This is a genomic window from Limnobacter sp. (assembly GCF_036846585.1).
In the GTDB taxonomy this organism is placed as follows: domain Bacteria; phylum Pseudomonadota; class Gammaproteobacteria; order Burkholderiales; family Burkholderiaceae_B; genus Limnobacter.
Window position 1 is genome coordinate 22621 of record NZ_DAIUBR010000015.1, and the last position, 17674, is coordinate 40294.

The 17674-nt window shown below is 53.1% G+C and carries 16 protein-coding genes; 10 read left to right on the forward strand and 6 right to left on the reverse strand.

The genetic code is table 11. From position 1 onward, the window contains the following. Nucleotides 1–14: 14 nt before the first annotated feature. From V7028_RS08615 to pedF, 3 genes are all read right to left on the reverse strand, one after another. Nucleotides 15–488, reverse strand: coding sequence for a 4Fe-4S dicluster domain-containing protein (locus V7028_RS08615; protein WP_334119674.1), 474 nt, complete (start codon nucleotides 486–488; stop codon nucleotides 15–17). A gap of 237 nt (nucleotides 489–725) precedes the next feature. After that, nucleotides 726–1598: a substrate-binding periplasmic protein gene (locus tag V7028_RS08620; RefSeq protein WP_334119675.1), complete on the reverse strand. Its 873-nt coding sequence runs from the start codon at nucleotides 1596–1598 to the stop codon at nucleotides 726–728. Between the two features lie 24 nt (nucleotides 1599–1622). Continuing rightward, nucleotides 1623–2078: a cytochrome c-550 PedF gene (gene pedF, locus V7028_RS08625; RefSeq protein ID WP_334119676.1), complete on the reverse strand. Its 456-nt coding sequence runs from the start codon at nucleotides 2076–2078 to the stop codon at nucleotides 1623–1625. Between the two features lie 323 nt (nucleotides 2079–2401). Between pedF and V7028_RS08630 the strand changes: the two genes are divergently transcribed. The 10 genes from V7028_RS08630 to V7028_RS08675 all read left to right on the forward strand — a co-directional run bounded on the left by V7028_RS08630 (nucleotide 2402) and on the right by V7028_RS08675 (nucleotide 12926). Continuing rightward, complete coding sequence (locus V7028_RS08630; protein ID WP_334119677.1) at nucleotides 2402–4819, forward strand: sigma-54-dependent Fis family transcriptional regulator; 2418 nt, start codon at nucleotides 2402–2404, stop codon at nucleotides 4817–4819. 358 nt (nucleotides 4820–5177) lie between these two features. After that, entirely contained in the window at nucleotides 5178–6368 is a 1191-nt protein-coding gene (locus V7028_RS08635) for a porin (RefSeq protein ID WP_334119678.1), read from the forward strand. A gap of 263 nt (nucleotides 6369–6631) precedes the next feature. After that, nucleotides 6632–6706, forward strand: a complete 75-nt coding sequence (gene pqqA, locus V7028_RS08640) for a pyrroloquinoline quinone precursor peptide PqqA (protein WP_083797182.1) — start codon at nucleotides 6632–6634, stop codon at nucleotides 6704–6706. Nucleotides 6707–6778: 72 nt separating this feature from the next. Then, on the forward strand, nucleotides 6779–7711 hold the full coding sequence (pqqB, locus tag V7028_RS08645; protein WP_334119679.1) for a pyrroloquinoline quinone biosynthesis protein PqqB: 933 nt from the start codon (nucleotides 6779–6781) through the stop codon (nucleotides 7709–7711). Continuing rightward, complete coding sequence (gene pqqC, locus V7028_RS08650; protein ID WP_334119680.1) at nucleotides 7708–8424, forward strand: pyrroloquinoline-quinone synthase PqqC; 717 nt, start codon at nucleotides 7708–7710, stop codon at nucleotides 8422–8424. Before pqqB ends, pqqC begins: the two co-directional genes overlap by 4 nt. Further along, nucleotides 8421–8705 carry a pyrroloquinoline quinone biosynthesis peptide chaperone PqqD gene (gene pqqD / locus V7028_RS08655; RefSeq protein ID WP_334119681.1) on the forward strand — a complete coding sequence of 95 codons (285 nt, stop codon included), beginning with the start codon at nucleotides 8421–8423 and terminating at the stop codon, nucleotides 8703–8705. Before pqqC ends, pqqD begins: the two co-directional genes overlap by 4 nt. Continuing rightward, nucleotides 8702–9898, forward strand: coding sequence for a pyrroloquinoline quinone biosynthesis protein PqqE (pqqE, locus tag V7028_RS08660; RefSeq protein ID WP_334119682.1), 1197 nt, complete (start codon nucleotides 8702–8704; stop codon nucleotides 9896–9898). The genes pqqD and pqqE overlap by 4 nt, the downstream gene beginning before the upstream one ends. Next, nucleotides 9895–10680, forward strand: coding sequence for an ABC transporter ATP-binding protein (locus tag V7028_RS08665; protein ID WP_334119683.1), 786 nt, complete (start codon nucleotides 9895–9897; stop codon nucleotides 10678–10680). The genes pqqE and V7028_RS08665 overlap by 4 nt, the downstream gene beginning before the upstream one ends. Next, nucleotides 10674–11489 (forward strand): ABC transporter permease, encoded by an 816-nt coding sequence (locus tag V7028_RS08670; protein WP_334119684.1) that lies wholly within the window; start codon nucleotides 10674–10676, stop codon nucleotides 11487–11489. The genes V7028_RS08665 and V7028_RS08670 overlap by 7 nt, the downstream gene beginning before the upstream one ends. 129 nt (nucleotides 11490–11618) lie before the next feature. Next, a complete protein-coding gene (locus tag V7028_RS08675) occupies nucleotides 11619–12926 on the forward strand; it encodes an OmpP1/FadL family transporter (protein WP_334119685.1) in 1308 nt (435 codons plus the stop codon). Between the two features lie 415 nt (nucleotides 12927–13341). Here the strand turns inward: V7028_RS08675 and V7028_RS08680 are convergent, their stop codons facing one another. From V7028_RS08680 to V7028_RS08690, 3 genes are all read right to left on the reverse strand, one after another. Next, the gene (locus V7028_RS08680; protein ID WP_334119686.1) at nucleotides 13342–14163 is read right to left on the reverse strand and encodes a hypothetical protein; all 822 of its coding nucleotides are present in this window, start codon (nucleotides 14161–14163) and stop codon (nucleotides 13342–13344) included. A gap of 500 nt (nucleotides 14164–14663) precedes the next feature. Continuing rightward, nucleotides 14664–15401 (reverse strand): hypothetical protein, encoded by a 738-nt coding sequence (locus V7028_RS08685; protein WP_334119687.1) that lies wholly within the window; start codon nucleotides 15399–15401, stop codon nucleotides 14664–14666. 443 nt (nucleotides 15402–15844) lie between these two features. Further along, nucleotides 15845–17596 (reverse strand): PQQ-dependent methanol/ethanol family dehydrogenase, encoded by a 1752-nt coding sequence (locus tag V7028_RS08690; protein WP_334119688.1) that lies wholly within the window; start codon nucleotides 17594–17596, stop codon nucleotides 15845–15847. Nucleotides 17597–17674: the final 78 nt, after the last annotated feature.

A 17674-nucleotide genomic window follows, 5' to 3' on the forward strand; every position in this document is an offset into this window, starting at 1 on the left:
ATTACTCCCTTAATTTATGCGTGAGCCTGATTGCTCAGTTTCTCAGCCCACTGCTTCATCTTGTCCAAACCAGTCCAGTTGGAATCCACGAAAGTGATCGCGCCGGTTGGGCATGCGGTCGCGCAAGCGGGGTCGCCGCCGCACAGGTCGCACTTCTGCACCTTGCCGGTTTCCTGAACATAATTGACCGTGCCAAACGGGCAGGCGATCGTGCACACCTTGCAACCCACGCAGGTGTCTTCCGACACAACTTTCACGCCTGTGAGTTTGTCCATGGTGATGGCTTCCACCGGGCAAGCATGCAAACACCACGCCTCGTCGCACTGGGTACAGGTGTAAGGCACTTTTTTGCCAGTGTGGTGAAAATCGAATACCTTGATTCGCGACAAGGACGTGTTGAAAACCTGGTAGTTCTCGTAGCTACACGCCATTTCACACTGCAGGCAGCCCGTGCACTTGTCGGGCGTGATGTGAAGAGATTTTTGCATCCCGTTGTTCCTCGCTTTTTTGGTTTAATTGGTTCTTCGCATTACATACGGTGTTTACTTATGCAATAAGCCTGCCAACCAGAAAAGAGAATTTGAACAGGTTGCGGCAACAACTTTCTGAATTTCAGCGCAACGGCCCAACACCTGAAATCACATGCGTTTCATTTTGAAACACATGTACCAATAAAAAACCCCGCTCAACGGCGGGGCCTTTCACAACACACACCCTGAACCGAATCAAGGGCGCATGTATTTCACGCCGTACTTGGCGAATATTTTCTCGAGTTCGCCCGATTCTTTCAACTCGTTCATGGCCACGGTCAACTTCTCGGCCAGTTCCTTGTTGGTCTTTTTGGTGGCCATGCCCACAGCCCAACCCTTGGGGGGCAACGAATTGTGGGGCACCTTTGACACGTAAAAATCCGCCTTCCTGTCGGGGTGCTGGTGCAAGGCCCATTCCAGCTCGGCGCGGGTGGCCATCACCGCAACCAATTCACCGCTGACCATCGCATCCACGGCTTCTTTCGGGGTCTTGAAATTGACCAGGTTATTGGCATACGCCGCACCATCTGCGCCCGCCAGCATGATGCTGGGCAAGGCAGCCGCTTCGGCGCCTATCTTGTTGCCCGCCTCGGAAAACGACGCAAGGCTGTCCAGCGTGGGCAGCTTTTTGGTGTTGCGCGCTACATAAATATCGTCACGCGTGTAGGGCGAGAAGAACAACACCTTGTCTTCCTTCTGCATGATGTAGGCATCCACGGGCGCATGCATCAAAATATCTGCGGGCCCGCCCGCCAGGTAGTGCCCACCCCACACCATGTTGCGCAGGTCATCGCCGAATTCTTCGTCTTCGGTAAACGCGCGCACTTTCAACCCCAACCCCAGCCTGGTGGCCAGCGCACGGGCAATGTCTACATCAATCCCTTTGCCTTGGTCAGAATAAGGCGCAAGGTAGTTGTAAACGGCCACGGTCAATACACCAGAGGCCTGAACCTTGGCCCAGTCGCTCAATTCCTGCGCCACTGCGCCGACCTGAAATGAAAGGGCGAGAACCGCAGCCCCCAATGCCTTGAAAAAGGGGAATCTACACGCTTGTACAGACGCGTTCATGAATTGCCTCCTGCCGGGGTGGAATTATTCGAACGAGCGTGTTTCAACGTAGGCCTTGATGGCCCAAATGGCTTCCTGACTCAAGATGCCCGCAAATGCCGGCATGTAAACGCGGTCACCGCGAACCTTGCCACCCAGCACGGAATTGCGGAAGTACACATCCATCTCGGCTTTGCATTGTTCCTTCGCTTTCTTTCCGGCAAACGAATCACATTCCGCGTTCATTTTGCGCAGATCCGGGGAAATGCCACCGCTGATCGCTTCCAGACCATGGCAACGAGCACAGTTCTGGTTGTAGGCAGAACTGCCCACACGAATGGCTTCTTTGTCGCCCACGTACGGATTGGTTTCCAGCATGTCGTCACCCAAGGGCTTCAAAGTAGACACATCAACAACCTGCGGGGTGACATCGCCGTGCGCGATAGCCACGGATGCAGCAATGGAAAAAATGGTTGCCACGAGGGCTTTACGAACTAACATCACAACTCCTGTATTTCTAAGAATGATTCAACACCCTCAGCTTACTGCAATCCCCATGCCACCCTATTCCCTTGAATTTGTGAATTGGTTTTACCAATTGTGACAAATCGCGAACTGTATGGCCCGCAAAGAATTTATGTGCTAATTTTCATCAATTGGTGTTTCAAATTGACACACCATGGAATGAGTTGGCACAGCGCTTGCATAAGGCAACACAGGGCTGGAACACAAAAACAAATCAATACGTTCAGTGCCAATACAAGTTGCATCAAATAACATACCTATAAAACGCAGCATTACACTACAAGAAGCAGGAGACATGGATGACATTCTTATCCGAGCGGGACGGCGGCGGCATTGCGTCCAATGCGCAGGTTATTGAACTGATTGACCCCGGCACCGAAGGGCACCTGGAGTTTATTCGCCGGGCGCACCAGCGATCCACGGCCGCCGGGCTGGACACATCGTCCAAAGTGGACATGTCCCCCCCTGCGTCCAGCTCCCTCAAAGAACTGATCGAAAAGAACAACCGCTTGAAATCGTGCGCACTGCCTTTCATGGAAACGCTGTACGAACAAGTGGTGAACACCCACAGCATGGTGTTGCTGACCGATGCCAGCGGAACAATTATCGAATCACTGGGCGACGATGACTTTTTGGTCAAAGCGCAAAAAGTAGCCCTGGCCCCTGGCGTCACCTGGAGCGAAGAACACAAAGGCACCAACGCGATCGGCACAGCCCTGATTGAAGAAATTCCAACTGTGGTACATGGGCAAGATCACTTTCTGGACGTGAACCGCTTCCTGACCTGCTCTGCCGCCCCAATTTTCGATCCCAATGGCGTGGCCATTGGTGTGCTGGACGTAACCGGCGACTACCGCAGCTATCACCGCCACACCATGGGCCTGGTGCGCATGTCGGCACAAATGATTGAAAACCATTTGTTCAACAGTTCATTTCAAGACGCGATCATTGTGCAGTTTCACCAGCGCGGCGAATTTCTGGGCTCCGTGGTGGAAGGCGCAGCAGCGTTTTCACCTTCGGGCAAATTCCTGGCCGCCAACCGCGCAGCCATGGTGCAATTCGGAATGTCCAGCAACGCCCTGAAAAGCCACACGTTCAGTTCGCTGTTCGGCATGCCCTTGTCAGCATTGATCGACCATTACCGCACCTGCAACCCCATTCCACTCATCTTGTGTTTGCACAACGGCAACCAGGTTACCGCGCGTGCAAGCCTGGGCAGTGTGGGCCGTGGCCGCATTTTTGATTCGGTGGGCCTGGTTAAAAACAATTCTGAAGCAGCCGTGGTTCAAAACCAGGTGCCTGCCCCACAAAAAGCGAATACAACCTGCCAGAAAAGCCGCCACCTTTCCAGCCTGAAATACCTGAACACGGGCGACCCTCAAGTAGCCAGAATCATCGAGAAAGTGGGCAAGGTAATCGACAAAGACATTCCCATCTTGATCCTTGGCGAAACCGGCACCGGCAAGGAAATTCTTGCCCAGGCCATTCACAACGATTCACCCCGGCAAGACAAACCCTTCGTGGCAGTGAACTGCGCATCCATACCCGAAACACTGATTGAATCGGAATTGTTTGGCTACGAAGACGGCGCATTCACTGGTGCGAAAAAGAAGGGCTCGCAAGGCCGTATTCTGCAAGCCAACGGTGGCACCCTGTTTCTGGACGAAATTGGCGACATGCCCATTTCACTGCAGGCCCGTTTGCTGCGCGTGCTACAGGAACGGGTTGTTACGCCACTGGGCAGCCAGAAAAGCATCCCGGTGAATTTGCAGGTCATTTGCGCCACACACCGCAACCTGCGCGACCAAATTGCGACAGGTCACTTCCGCGAAGACTTGTATTACCGCCTGCATGGTTTGGTGGTTCGCCTGCCTGCCTTGCGTGAACGGACTGATCTTCAGAAGATCATCCAGCGCATTCTGGAAAACGAATCGCACAACCCCCGAATCCGCGTGTCCACCGAGGTGATGAAAGCTTTCACCACACACAGTTGGCCCGGCAACATTCGCCAATTGACCAATATTTTGCGCACAGCCAGCGTGATGACGGATGAACACGAAACCATCGAATGGGACCACCTGCCCGATGACTTTCTGGACGAGTGGCACGCGCTGCGCCTGGACACCAAACCGCAGCAAGCCAGTTATCCAGCCGAAACCGCAGAACACAAAGCAATCCCCGCGACAGCAGCGCCAGAACGTGCGGCACCAACAACCCAAAACCGCCCGCAATTCAGCGTTCGCAGCAATTTTTCAGTACAAGCAAAAGGCGCCGGGTTTAATCCAAAACCACCTTTGGCAGGCAGCACCGCCCAAGGTTTGACACCAGGAAACAAAGCCAGCCTGTTTGATGTTCAGGTTCACCGGGGGCATGCTGGTGGAGCCGCCAACAAACCCCACGGACTGGATCAAACGTTCAGCAAGTTCCGCGAAGGTCGGTTCGACGCCTGGCAACACACCATGCAATCTGTGTCGCCGGCACCCCACGTCAAAGACGACGGGTTCGACACCCGTGCCTATGATGCAAGGGCGCAAGGCTATCTGGGTGCCCGTCAATCGGCGGCGCGTGCGCCAATCGACAACCCCATCAACCTGGATGATCTTGAATCACGGGCAATTCAGGAAGCACTGGAAACCTGCCGTGGCAACGTAAGCGCTGCAGCCAGAATGCTGGGCATTTCGAGAAACACAATTTACAGGCGCTTGAACGCAAAATAAGCGGCATCCGCCTTGTAGACCAGGCGATCTGAAATGCATCCAAAAGCCATCCGGAATCCGGGTGGCTTTTTTCTTGTCCAAAGGTCGCCGAACACCTGTCACAAAACTGTCACCCACCTGCTCCAGCCGCAAACAAACCTGTTTCAAAGCGCACCGCCTGACGCGTACCAACTGTATTTCACATCAGTGTCATCAAAAAACCTACATTTCAATTTAATCACACAAAAACAATGACTTACGTTCTGGCATGGCTTTTGCCCTAATACATTCCAAGCCAGCTCTACTCTGCAGTTCGCTGGCGAGCTTTAGAAGACAAACAAGCAACAACTTTTAAAACTAAAACTGGAGGGTTGATCACATGATCAGCAAAAAATTAGTAGCAGCTTCCATCTTGGCTGCAATGGGGACTTCGGCACACGCAATCGGCTTCAAGGCCGGTGAATGGGAAATGGACATTTCTGGTTCAGTGAACGCATACTACAACTCAACAAGTTGCGACAACGCAGGTGCAGCGGCTGACGGCGCATTGGGCGTTTGTGGCGGGACAGCGACCGGCCAGGATCGTACTTCGATCCAAAACGGTCTGTTGCCCGGCTTTATCATTTTCTCGGCATCAACCAAGCAAGCAGGTTACGACCTGAAAGCAGTGATTTCGATCGACCCAGGCACGACATTCACGGGTGCTAGCACTGGCACTTCCGGTCAACTGGTCGGCGACCAGCGCCGTGTGTTCCTCCAATTCGGCAACGAAACAATGGGTACCATCAAGGCTGGTCGTGACATCGGCCTGTTCGGTCAGAATGCCATCCTGAACGACATGTCCCTGTTGGCTGTGGGTGGTGGCTCCGGTTTCAATGGTGCGTTGAACACCACTTTGGGTTCAATCGGCGCTGGCTACATCTACACCGAATTTCAACCACAGATCACCTACACTGCACCCGCAATTGGTAACTTGAGCCTGTCAGCAGGTGTATTCCAGCCCAAGACGCCTCGTGGTGAAGCCGATTCTGCCGGACTGCAGGCCTTGGCAAGCTATAGCTTGGGCGATACAGGCAAAATCTGGGGTGCTTTGGTTAATCAAGGCCGAGACACACTGGCAGACGATCCTGCCACGACAGGCAATAACGCCCAAAGCGATATCGCTGGCTACGAAGTGGGCGCAGCCTTGAACTTCGGCAACCTGGGCCTGGTGGGTAACTATTTCACAGGCGAAGGTCTGGGTACTACATTGATCGGTTTTGGTGGTGCTGACACACAAGGTCTGGAACGTGATTCCGATGGCTACCTGGTTCAAGCCACCTACAAAATTGGCAATACCAAACTGGGTATAAACTACGGCGCATCAACACTTGACGCGACCAGCAATGATTCCGCAATCATGCTGGAAGAAACAACTCAGATGGTTCTGGGCGTGTACCACAACCTGACACCTAGCCTGACAATTGCTGGCGAATACATTACCCGTGAAGAGCAATATCGATTTGCTCCGGCAGGCACACCCAAAGGCGAAGAAAACACCATCGCTGTAGGCGCAATCCTGTTCTTCTAATCGTTAACCACCCTCCGTTAACGATTATCCTGAGGCGCGAACCCACAAGGTTTGCGCCTTTTTGCTTTGTGTTTCAATCTGCAACAGTTTGAACACCCAAAGCCCCCTCATTTTCCACATCACAAAATTCCCGACAAATACCAGTGCACGGCACAGGAATTGCTATTTAAATATCGAGGACGAACAACACGGCGCAAGCCAGGTTCTTCACCGGATCCCCTCGGGATGCGGTGCATTTTAATAAAGCACAAGGAGGATATTTCATGCAGTGGACTACACCATCATTTGTTGACATGCGTTTCGGTTTTGAAATCACCATGTACATTGCAAACCGTTAATTTGACGGTTTGCACGACCCCGGGCAGCCTTGCAGGCTGGCGGGGTTTTTTTTACCCCTGAAAAAAGCAATTATGAAAATCAAAGTTCTGGGTTCCGCAGCAGGCGGAGGGTTCCCACAGTGGAACTGCAACTGCACCAACTGCCAGGCAGTGCGTGCCAACACGCCCGGGTACACCGCACGCACCCAATCATCGATTGCCATATCGGACGGATCTGCCAACTGGATTCTGGTGAACGCGTCGCCTGATATTCTGACCCAAATCAAAAACACACCTGAGCTTCAGCCCAACCGTGGTCCGCGCGACACCGGCATTTCCGCCGTAATTCTGATGGACGCGCAGATTGATCACACCACTGGTTTGCTGATGATGCGCGAGGGCAAAACCCCGATGCGCCTGCACACACCCCCCGCCGTTTGGGAAGACCTGACCAACGGCCTGCCCTTGGTGCCCACACTGGGCTTTTATTGCGGGGTGAAGTGGACCCCCTTGTGCACCGAATGTGACGATCCGTTTTCGATCAGCCCGCTGGACACCATCAAGATCAAATCGATCCCCCTGATCAGCAAGGCGCCGCCCTATTCCCCCAGCCGCTACGCGCAACGCCGTGGCGACAACATTGGTTTGTTGATCGAAGACACCAACACGGGAAAAAAAGTGTTCTATGCGCCGGGGCTGGGTGAAATCACGGCCGAAATTCTGCCATTCATGCAGCAAGCTGACGTGTTGATGGTCGACGGCACCTTCTGGACCGAGGATGAAATGGTCACGCAAGGGTTCTCACAAAAGATGGCGGCCGACATGGGCCACCTGCCGCAAACCGACAAGCCGGGCGAACGGGGATCGGGCATGATCAGCCAGCTTCGCCAGTTCAAAAACCAGCGCAAAATCCTGATTCACATCAACAACACGAATCCGATTTTGTACGAACACGGCGACGAGCGGGCCATTCTGGCCGACAATGGAATTGAAGTGTCCTATGACGGCATGGAGATTCTGGCATGAGCAACAACAAAGCCTGGAGCAAAAAAGAATTCGAGGAACGCCTGCGTGCCAAGGGCGACCGCTACCACATTCACCACCCATTCAACGTGGCCATGCGGGAAGGCAAGTTAAGCCGCGAACAATTGCGCGGCTGGGTGGCCAACCGGTTTTATTACCAGGTGTGCATTCCGCAAAAAGACGCGGCTGTGATGGCCAACTGCGACGACCGCGAAACACGGCGCCGCTGGGTACAGCGCATTCTTGACCACGATGGCTGGGAAGGCAATGCCGGTGGCATTGAGGCCTGGAGCCGCCTGGGCGAAGCCGTGGGTATAGAAAAAGACGTGCTGTGGAGCCAACAACTGGTGCTACCCGGCGTGCGCTTTGCAGTGGATGCGTATGTCAACTTTGCCCGCCGTGCGCCCTGGCAGGAAGCCGTGTGTTCATCGCTGACTGAAATGTTTGCGCCTGAAATTCACAAGCAACGCCTGAGCAACTGGCCCAAAGACTACAAGTGGGTGGCATCGGAAGGATTGAATTATTTCAGGTCCAGAATCAGCCTGGCCCAACGTGATGTGGAACACGGTTTGGAAGTCACATTGAATTATTTCAAGACACGCGCACAACAGGAACGCGCATTGGAAATACTTCAATTTAAACTGGATGTGTTGTGGAGTATGTCCGACGCCATTGCGTTGGCCTATCCCGACAAACCAAAGAAGCCCAGCAAATGAATACTGAAACAACACCCACATTGCCACAACACCCCAAACTGAACCGCTTGTTCCGTTTGCAATATGAAGACGCGCAAAAAACCCATGTGCTGCTGTACCCCGAGGGCATGGTGAAATTGAACCAGTCCGCCAGCGAAATTCTGTTGCTGTGCGATGGCACACGCACAGTGGTGCAGATCGTGGCCACACTGGAAGCCAAGTTCAACGCTCAAAACCTGCAAGCGGATGTGCAAAGCATGCTTGAAGAAGCCGTGCGCCGTAACTGGCTTGACGACGCATGAACGCGCTCGCAGAACCCGCTACCCGGCCTGCCGGCCCCCTGTGGCTGCTGGCCGAACTGACCTACCGCTGCCCGCTGCACTGCGTGTTCTGCTACAACCCTGTTGACTACAAAACCAACACCAAGGAATTGACCACCGCCGAATGGAAAGAAACCATGAAGCAGGCCCGTGCCTTGGGTGCCGTGCAACTGGGCTTTTCTGGTGGTGAGCCGCTGCTGCGCGACGACCTTGAAGAACTGGTCGCCTATGGCCATGAACTGGGCTTTTACACCAACCTGATCACCTCCGGTATCGGCTTGAAACCCACCCGCCTTGATGCCTTCAAGGCCGTCGGGCTTGACCACATTCAGGTCAGCTTTCAAGACGCCACCCAGGCTGCCAACGATGCATTAAGCGACACCAAAACTTTTGCAAAAAAACTGGAAATCGCCACTGCCGTAAAAGCAGCAGGCTGGCCCATGGTACTCAACGTGGTGCTGCACAGGCTGAACCTGGATCACATTGATTCCATCATCGAGCTGGCGGTGAAACTGGGCGTTGAATACCTTGAACTGGCCAACACGCAATATTACGGCTGGGCGTTTCAAAACAAGGCCGCGCTAATACCCACCCGTGAACAACTGAAGCACGCTGAAGAGCGCGTGGCAGCATGGCGCGAAAAACTGGGCAACACCATGAAGCTGTTGTTTGTGGTGCCCGACTATTTCGAGAAAACCCCAAAGCCCTGCATGAGCGGCTGGGGCAATGTATTTCTCAGCATCAGCCCCGATGGCACAGCCCTGCCATGCCAGGCTGCCCGCATGCTACCGGGTTTTGAATTTCCGAATGTGAAAACCAGCACGGTTGAACACATTTGGTACGAAAGCGACGGCTTCACGCGTTACCGTGGCGATGCATGGATGAAAGACCCCTGCCGCACCTGCCCCGACAAAGCCAAAGACTACGGCGGTTGCCGCTGCCAGGCCTATTTGATCACCGGCGACGCCACCAATGCCGACCCGGTGTGCCACAAATCGCCAGAACATGAAAAGGTGGTGGCGTTTGTGGATGCAGCCCAGCGCCGCGACGACCCCAACGATTACCTCAAGGTTCAGAAGCAGGAACAACAAATTCTGGCTGAAGCCGCCGAGGTGCCCGTGGTATGGTATCGCAGCGACCACAACAGCTTGCATCTGAGCAAAAACAACACTTGAATCTCAGCGCCACCGACACCATTCGCCTTCACGCACAAGGTCTGTATTTTTCCTGGGGCAGGCAGCCTGCCCTCAAAAGCGTCAGCCTTGACCTTCTGGCCGGGGAAATGTTTGGCTTGCTTGGCCCCAATGGTGCAGGAAAAACCACCCTGATCAGCCTGATCGCCGGCTTGATAGAACCCGACCAAGGCGAACTTTCCGTGCTGGGGTACAGCACCCGCAGGGCCGCCCACCTTGCACGCAAAAACCTGGGCTTCGTGTTTCAATCGGTGTCGCTGGACCGATTCATGACCGTGGAAGAAAACCTGCTGTTTGCAGCGGGCCTGCAAGGCCTGAACAAGGCACAAACCCAGGCCAACCTGGCCCACCTGTACACCATCTTTCCCATACAACCCTGGTTAAAGCGCACCGTGGGCAGTTTGTCTGGCGGGCAAAAAAGGCTTGTGGACATTGCACGCGCCATGGTTCACCAACCGGGCGTATTGATCCTTGACGAACCCACCACCGCGCTGGACGTACCTTCGAAAAACACCGTGTGGGACACCCTGAAAACCCTTCAAGCCATTGATGGGCTGACCATATTCGTGGCCACCCATTTGATGGACGAAGCCAGCGCCTGCGACCGCGTGGGTTTTCTGAACCAGGGCGAATTGAGCTGGCTGGGTACACCCGCGCAAGCGCTGGATGAACTGCCCGACCAAAGCGTGACCAGCGTACGCACCGCCACCCTGGCCGACTGGTTTGTCTGGAAAATGAATGGCGGAGCCAACAAACCATGTTGATGCATTTTTATTGGGCCGTAATAAGCCGCGAAAGCCAAAAACTGCTAAAGCAACGCGACCGCCTGGCCGCTGCCATGGTGCGGCCCGTGCTGTGGTTGTGGATCATCGGTGGCGGCATGCAGGCGCTTGCCGGGGGCGACTACACCGCCCGCCTGCTGCCCGGCATTGTGGGCATGACCCTGCTGTTTGGTGGCATGGTGGGTGGCTTAAGCATTGCTTTGGACAAAGACGCTGGCACCATGCGTTTGTTGGTTACCGCACCGGTAAAAACCCACCACATATTAATTGCAAAAACGCTGGGGGCAGCCATTGGTGCACTGGTGCAAATGGGCCTGTTAATCGCCCTGTTGTTGGGGCTTGAAGGCTTGTATGCCCTGCTGTTTCCGCTGGGTTTCGATTTGCAGGAAATGTTGCCCTGGGTTGGCCGCACGCTGTGGCCACAACTGCATGTGCTGCTTCCGGGCGCTGCGCTGGCGGCGCTGGCCTGTGCGGCACTGGGCGTGTTGTGCGGCACCTTCGCAAAATCGATCGACGGCTTTGCGGTGATGATGAACTTTGTCATCTTTCCCGTGTTCTTTTTCAGTGGCGCGCTGTACCCCATCGACCCCATGCCCGCGCTGGCACGCTGGGTGTCCATGCTCAATCCGTTTTCCTACTGCGTAGATTTACTTCGCCATGCATTCACAAGCCATGCCGAATTCAGCCTGACATTCAGTGCATCGGTTCTTGCGGTAGCCACTGTTGCAATGCTGGCTGTGGCCACCTGGAAATTCTCCAAAAGCGGCGCAGCCGTGCCCTTGAATCAATAAAATAAAACAATACATACGTAGTAATTGTAGAGAACAACTCTACATTTTATTAGCACGAACGTTCGTATTTTTACTTACAATTGCCCTCACAAATAATCCATTCCAACAAACGGATCAATCGAGGACGACATGAAACAGAATCCCCTTCAATTGCAATTCATTCGCTGTGCAGTAGCCACCCTTGGACTGGGCTTCAGCGGCCTTTCCAGCGCTGGCGGTTTTGCGTTGAACGAGCACAATGCCAGCGGCGCAGGCGTGGCCTATGCCGGCAAAGCAGCCATTGGTGAAGATGCCAGCGCCGCCTGGTTCAACCCGGCCAGCATGAGCCGCCTGAAACAACGCCAGCTGGTATTGGGCGCACACTACATCGACCTGAACGGTGAAGTAAACAACGAAGGCAGCACAGCCGCCCCGGGTCGCCCACTGGGAAGCAACGCAGGGGAGTTCGGTGATGAAGGTTACATTCCAAATTTTCATTTGGTGATTCCGTTCAATGAGCAAATCAATTTCGGTCTGTCAGTGGCCACGCCGTTTGGCCTGAAAACCGATTTTCAGCCTGACTGGTACGGGCGTTTTCAAGGTGTTACATCCGACATCAAATCGGTGAACATCAACCCATCCGCTTCCTACAAGGTCAATGAACTTTGGTCTGTGGGGGCAGGTGTTTCCGCGCAGAAACTGGATGCAAAACTTAGCTCACAAATCAACTATGCGCCTTTCGGCGGTACCGAGGGTTTGACCACGATTTCAGGCGACGGTTGGGGCTATGGCTTTAACCTGGGTGTAATGGGACAGCTTACGCCAGCAACCCGCGTGGGCGTGGCCTACCGTTCAGCCATTGAGCATGACCTGGAAGGCAACGTGACCTTTGACAACCGCCCAGCCGCCGGCCCTGCTGCAACGCTGTTTGCAAACAGCGAACTTGCATCGAAAATCCGCCTGCCTGCATCGTTTGCCATTTCGTCAGTCACCGAGCTGAACCCAAAATGGCAATTGCTGACCGACGCCACCTGGACCGAATGGAGCACCATCAAGAAACTGGACTTCCAGCGACAGAACGCGCCAGCCGGTGCAACACCCTTGACCGTGCAGGATTACGAATGGAAAAACAGCTGGCGCTTTGCCATGGGTGGTATTTACAAGTACAGCGACACCATCAATTTGAAAGCCGGCATGGCTTACGACATTACACCCATGCCCGATGAGCGCCGCAAGGTCCGTTTGCCCGATGAAAACCGCTTCACGCTGGCTGTAGGTTCGCAATACAAATTCGACAAAGCCACCACCTTCGATGTGGCCTTTCAGTACGTGATGCCCGACAAGGCAAAAATCGACAGCACCGAAGGCAACCCGGCTGCCGGCCAACAAACCCGTGTACTGGGTACAGCCGAGGGCGATGCTTTCATTTTGTCAGGGCAAATGTCGTACAAATTCTAAAGATTGCACCTGAAGAACGCCCGGCGTCGCGTCAGGCGTTCTTACAAGTATCCCGACGGCCCTCCGTATGGACTCAACTTGGCCAATCGGCCACTTAACCGGTACGCAACCCACCAGAAAAATAAGTTGACCCCAAAGATTCCAAATATCCACGACAGCGGGGCAGAATGATAAAAATGCAGGAATGAAACAGGAAACAAAAACCAGATTATTTTTTGAGGCCAAATTCGCCCGTAGGTATACAGTTGCCTAGCAGTCAAGACTGCATATAAGCTGCAAAAAATCATTCCACCCATAAACAATAGAAAAGGCAACTGACCAAGGAAAGCTTTAATTGCTGCTAAATTAAAAGTCAAGGCAATGACGGTACATACGATATAAAAGGACCAGATATAGGGTGTGGAAATTTCCAGTTTCATGAGTTGAGATTCACTAAATAAATGCTGATTTCCTTCACATTACCGTCCAAAGTACTGGATAAAAACGACAAGCCTGCAGCAATCGAATCTTTCAAGCTTTTGATTGCACCCGCTGTAATCGCTTGCTGAGAGTAACGCTTGGGCTCTTTGCCACTTCGAACCAGTTTCTTCAATTCGCCATTGGATACGTTGGGGCGGCGAAGCTTGATCATTTCTTTTGTCAACAAGGTCGCTTGCTGCCTGTTGATGTTGCCTGTCAAGGCCGCAGGAATATGCACACCTGCATTACTGAGCACCTTGACCGCACGACGAGCCGCAATGGCTGATGCGCCCACCCCCAAAAGCGACACGCCATCAAGAACCTGCAACGTAGTACTGTAGGCAGGCATTTTGTCCAAGATTTGATTTTCACCTGGAAAAAATAGTGCATTGATGGTTCGAAATATCGAGTTTGCGCAACTCACTGCGGTCGCACCGGTCGCTGCCACGCCAACAGTAGTCAAAGCGAGGCTGGTTCCACCCGTTACTGGTGCCACCGCGCCACTACCGAAAGTCACAACCCCGGCAATCACAGCGGCCGAGCAATTGATGGCGGTCATGGCACCTTCGGCAAGCACCTCTCGTCCGGAAATTTCCGGTGCGCCAGTTTTTACATCCACCACAATGTATTGGTGATGCACTGGTACAGTTTGCGGCTCTCGCAGCACTTCCGCATTTCCATCAATAGCAAGCACCACACCGAGTGGCCGCAATTCAATAACCGAATTGGTGGTTTGGAGAATTTTCTGGCGAATTACCGGTGTAATCGCGTTAGGCATGATAGAAATCAAGTGGCTGAAGTTAGCCGATTATCAATGCCTTGCTTCAAAAAGCAAAAAATTGTGCTCTCTTATCACTCAGAATGATGAAGCACGGAAAAATGCCCGGCGTCGCGTCAAGCGTTCTTACAAGTATCCCGACGGCCCGCCATATGGGCTCGCAGCAGCCAGGCGACCGCTGAGTCGATACGCTACCCACCAGAAAAGCAGATTGAAGACACATAGCCCCACCGCATAAGGTGTGGGTACATCTAGGAACAAGTGAAGAAACGACAAGGGAAAGACAAATAACAATGCTTTTTTAGGCCACATTCGCCCGTGTGTGTAAAGCTGACGCGCTGTCAAATATGAATACAACGACAATAATCCTATGGCAATCTGAACTCCCCACCATTCAAGATCCATTAACAGATCTTCTAAAACAGCAAAATTTAGTGAGAGCGCAAGACCAGTGCTAACGATGTAAATGGACCAAACATAAGGAACCGGTAGCTTAATCCTCATGATGCGAGGTCGACCACGTAAATACTGAGCTCTTTCACATTACCGTCAAAAGTGCTGGACAAAAACGAAAGTCCAGTAGCAATCGAGTCTTTCAAGCTTTTAAGCGCACCAAGTGATATTTCTTGCCTTGAATAGCGTTTGGGCTCTTTGCCACTTCGAATCAGTTTTTTCAATTCGCCGTTGGATACATTGGGCCTGCGAAGTTTGATCATCTCCTTCGTCAACAAAGCTGCCTGTTGTCTATTGATATTGCCGGTTAAAGCCGCAGGAATGTTCACTCCAGCATTACTTAATACTTTGACAGCGCGTCGAGCTGCGACTGCAGATGCACCCACACCCAAAAGCGACACACCATCCAGAATCTGCAAAGTAGTTTTGTAAGCCGGCATTTCGTCTATTAGTTGGTTCGTCCCAGGCGAAACAATTGCGTTAAAAGTTCTCATACCTGAATTAATACAACTTGCCCCTGTAGCCAAGGTAGCTGCACCAGCTACAGCCGATACCGCCAGGCTAGCGCCGCCTGAAAATGGCGCACCTGCACCACCCCCAAACGTCACAATTCCCGCAACCACCGCCGCTGTGCAGTTAATTGCGGTCATTGCACCCTCGGCCAACACTTCCCGGCCGGAAACTTCCGGCTTGCCGGTTTTTACATCCACCACAATGTACTGATTTTGAATTGGCGCTGTGTGTGGCTTTCGCAGTACCTCTGAACTGCCATCAATGGCAAGCACAACACCCAGTGGCCGAAGCTCGATGACTGAATTGGTGGACTGAAGAATTTTTTGGCGAATTTGGGGTGTGATGTTGGAATGCATGGTCGAGGGCCAATAAAGGAAACCCGTCGATTATCAATCTGCATTCGTGAAATCCAAAAAACAGCCTTGTTTGATCACCCGGAATGATGATGCACGAAAAAATGCCCGGCACATGGCCGGGCAGAAAAGACGCATTCGTTAGGAGACTCTCAAATCGCCACAACTTTTTCCGACTCCCAATCAATGCCAGAAAAAGGTCCCAAGGAGCAATTTGATCAAACCGTCTGCGTCATAAGTTCGCTGCGGAGCAGGCAGTAAACTCAGGGGGTGAAAATGACAACACTTCTTAAAACGCTCTACTACTTCACTACCCATCAAACCGCCCCACACGGGGCAGCTTGATGTTTTTTACAAACTGATCACTTACCGTCGAACAGTTTGAATACCCACACGGAACCACCTTGTTCAAGGTAGTTCACTTTGCTGGCTACGTCTCCGCCCCACAGGGGAACAGCACCGCCCCAACCAGACACAACGGCCACGTACTGCGCGCCATCCTTGCCTTTCCAGGTCACGGGAGGAGCAACCACGCCGGAACCTGTCTGGAACTGCCACACTTCCTTGCCTGTCTTGGCATCAGCTGCCTTCAGGTAACCTTCAGGGGTACCCCAGAACACCAGGTTGCCGCCAGTTGTCAAAACACCACCCCACAACGGAGCATTGTTTGTAATTTCCCACTCAATCTTGCCGGTCTTGGGGTTCATCGCACGCAATGCGCCGATGTAGTCAAAGCCAGGCAATGTCTTGATGGTGAAACCGGCACCCAGGTAAGCCGCACCTTTCTTGTAGGTGATTGGCTCGTTCCAGATCTCCATGCCCCATTCGTTGGCGGGAACATAGAACAGACCTGTGTCAGGGCTGTAGGCCATTGGCTGCTGGTTCTTGCCACCCAAAAATGATGGTGCAGAGAATACAACCTCACCTTTCTTGCCATCTACTTTTGTGGGGTCACCAGGGCGGTTTGCTGGATCGAAAATCGGACGACCTGTCTTCAAATCGATGCCCTTGGCCCATGTGATTTTCTTCACAAATGGGAAGGCGTTCTGCAACTTGCCGGTTTTGGCGTCGTTCACATACATGAAGCCGTTGCGGTCGGCCTTGGCGCCTACGCGCTTGCCATCCAGATCAAAGGTCACGAACTCGTTCACACCGTCGTAATCCCAACCATCGTTGGGTGTGGACTGGTAGTGCCACTCGATCTTGCCTGAATCAATGTTCACAGCAACTGTGGATGTAGAGTACAAATTGTCGCCAGGGCGCAGATGGCTGTTCCACGGTGCAGGGTTACCCGTACCGAAGTAGGCCAGGCCTGTTTTGCTGTCGTATGTACCACCCAGCCAGGTAGCCGCGCCGCCAGTTTTCCACATGTCGCCTTTCCAGGTGGCATTGGTGGTACCGGAAATACCGTTTTCAATTTTCTTGCCGTCTTTGTCGAACTTGTAACCCATGTGGCCTTCAACGGTTGGACGAATCCATACCAGCTCACCAGTCTTGGCGTTACGCGCTTCAACACGACCTACTACACCGAATTCACCACCAGACACACCAGTCAACACCAAACCTTTGGCAATGATCGGAGCGGCTGTGTTGGAGTAACCAGCAGCGTAGTCGTCAATTTTGTCTTTCCACACAACCTTGCCGCTGTCTTGATCCAAAGCGATCAATTGTGCGTCCAGTGTTGAGAAAATCACCAGGTTGTCATACAAGGCTGCACCACGGTTCACCACGTCGCAGCAAGGCATGATGCCTTCTGGCAGGCGGTGCTCGTACTTCCACAGTTTCGCACCTGTGGCGGCATCCAAAGCGTAAATACGTGAATAGGAACCCGTTACAAACATCTTGCCGTTGTGAATCACAGGCTGGCTTTCCTGGCCGCGCTGCTTTTCACCACCAAACGAGAAGGACCAGGCTGGAACCAGCTTGCCCACGTTCGATACGTTGATGTCTTTCAATGGACTGTAACGCTGACCCTCTGTACCCATGCCCCAGGAAAGAATGTCGCCTGTGGATTTGGCATCGTTTTGAATCATTGCGTCTGTCACAGCGGCAGAAGCCACTGCGGGAATCGCCAGTGCGGTTGCTACCATCGCGCTAAGCAGAGTTTTGCGCATTTTTTGTTTCTCCTCTCATCATCCGTTACTTTGAGGTTCTCGCCCCTCGTTTGCAGAGTCGGGGCTACCCAATGCAAA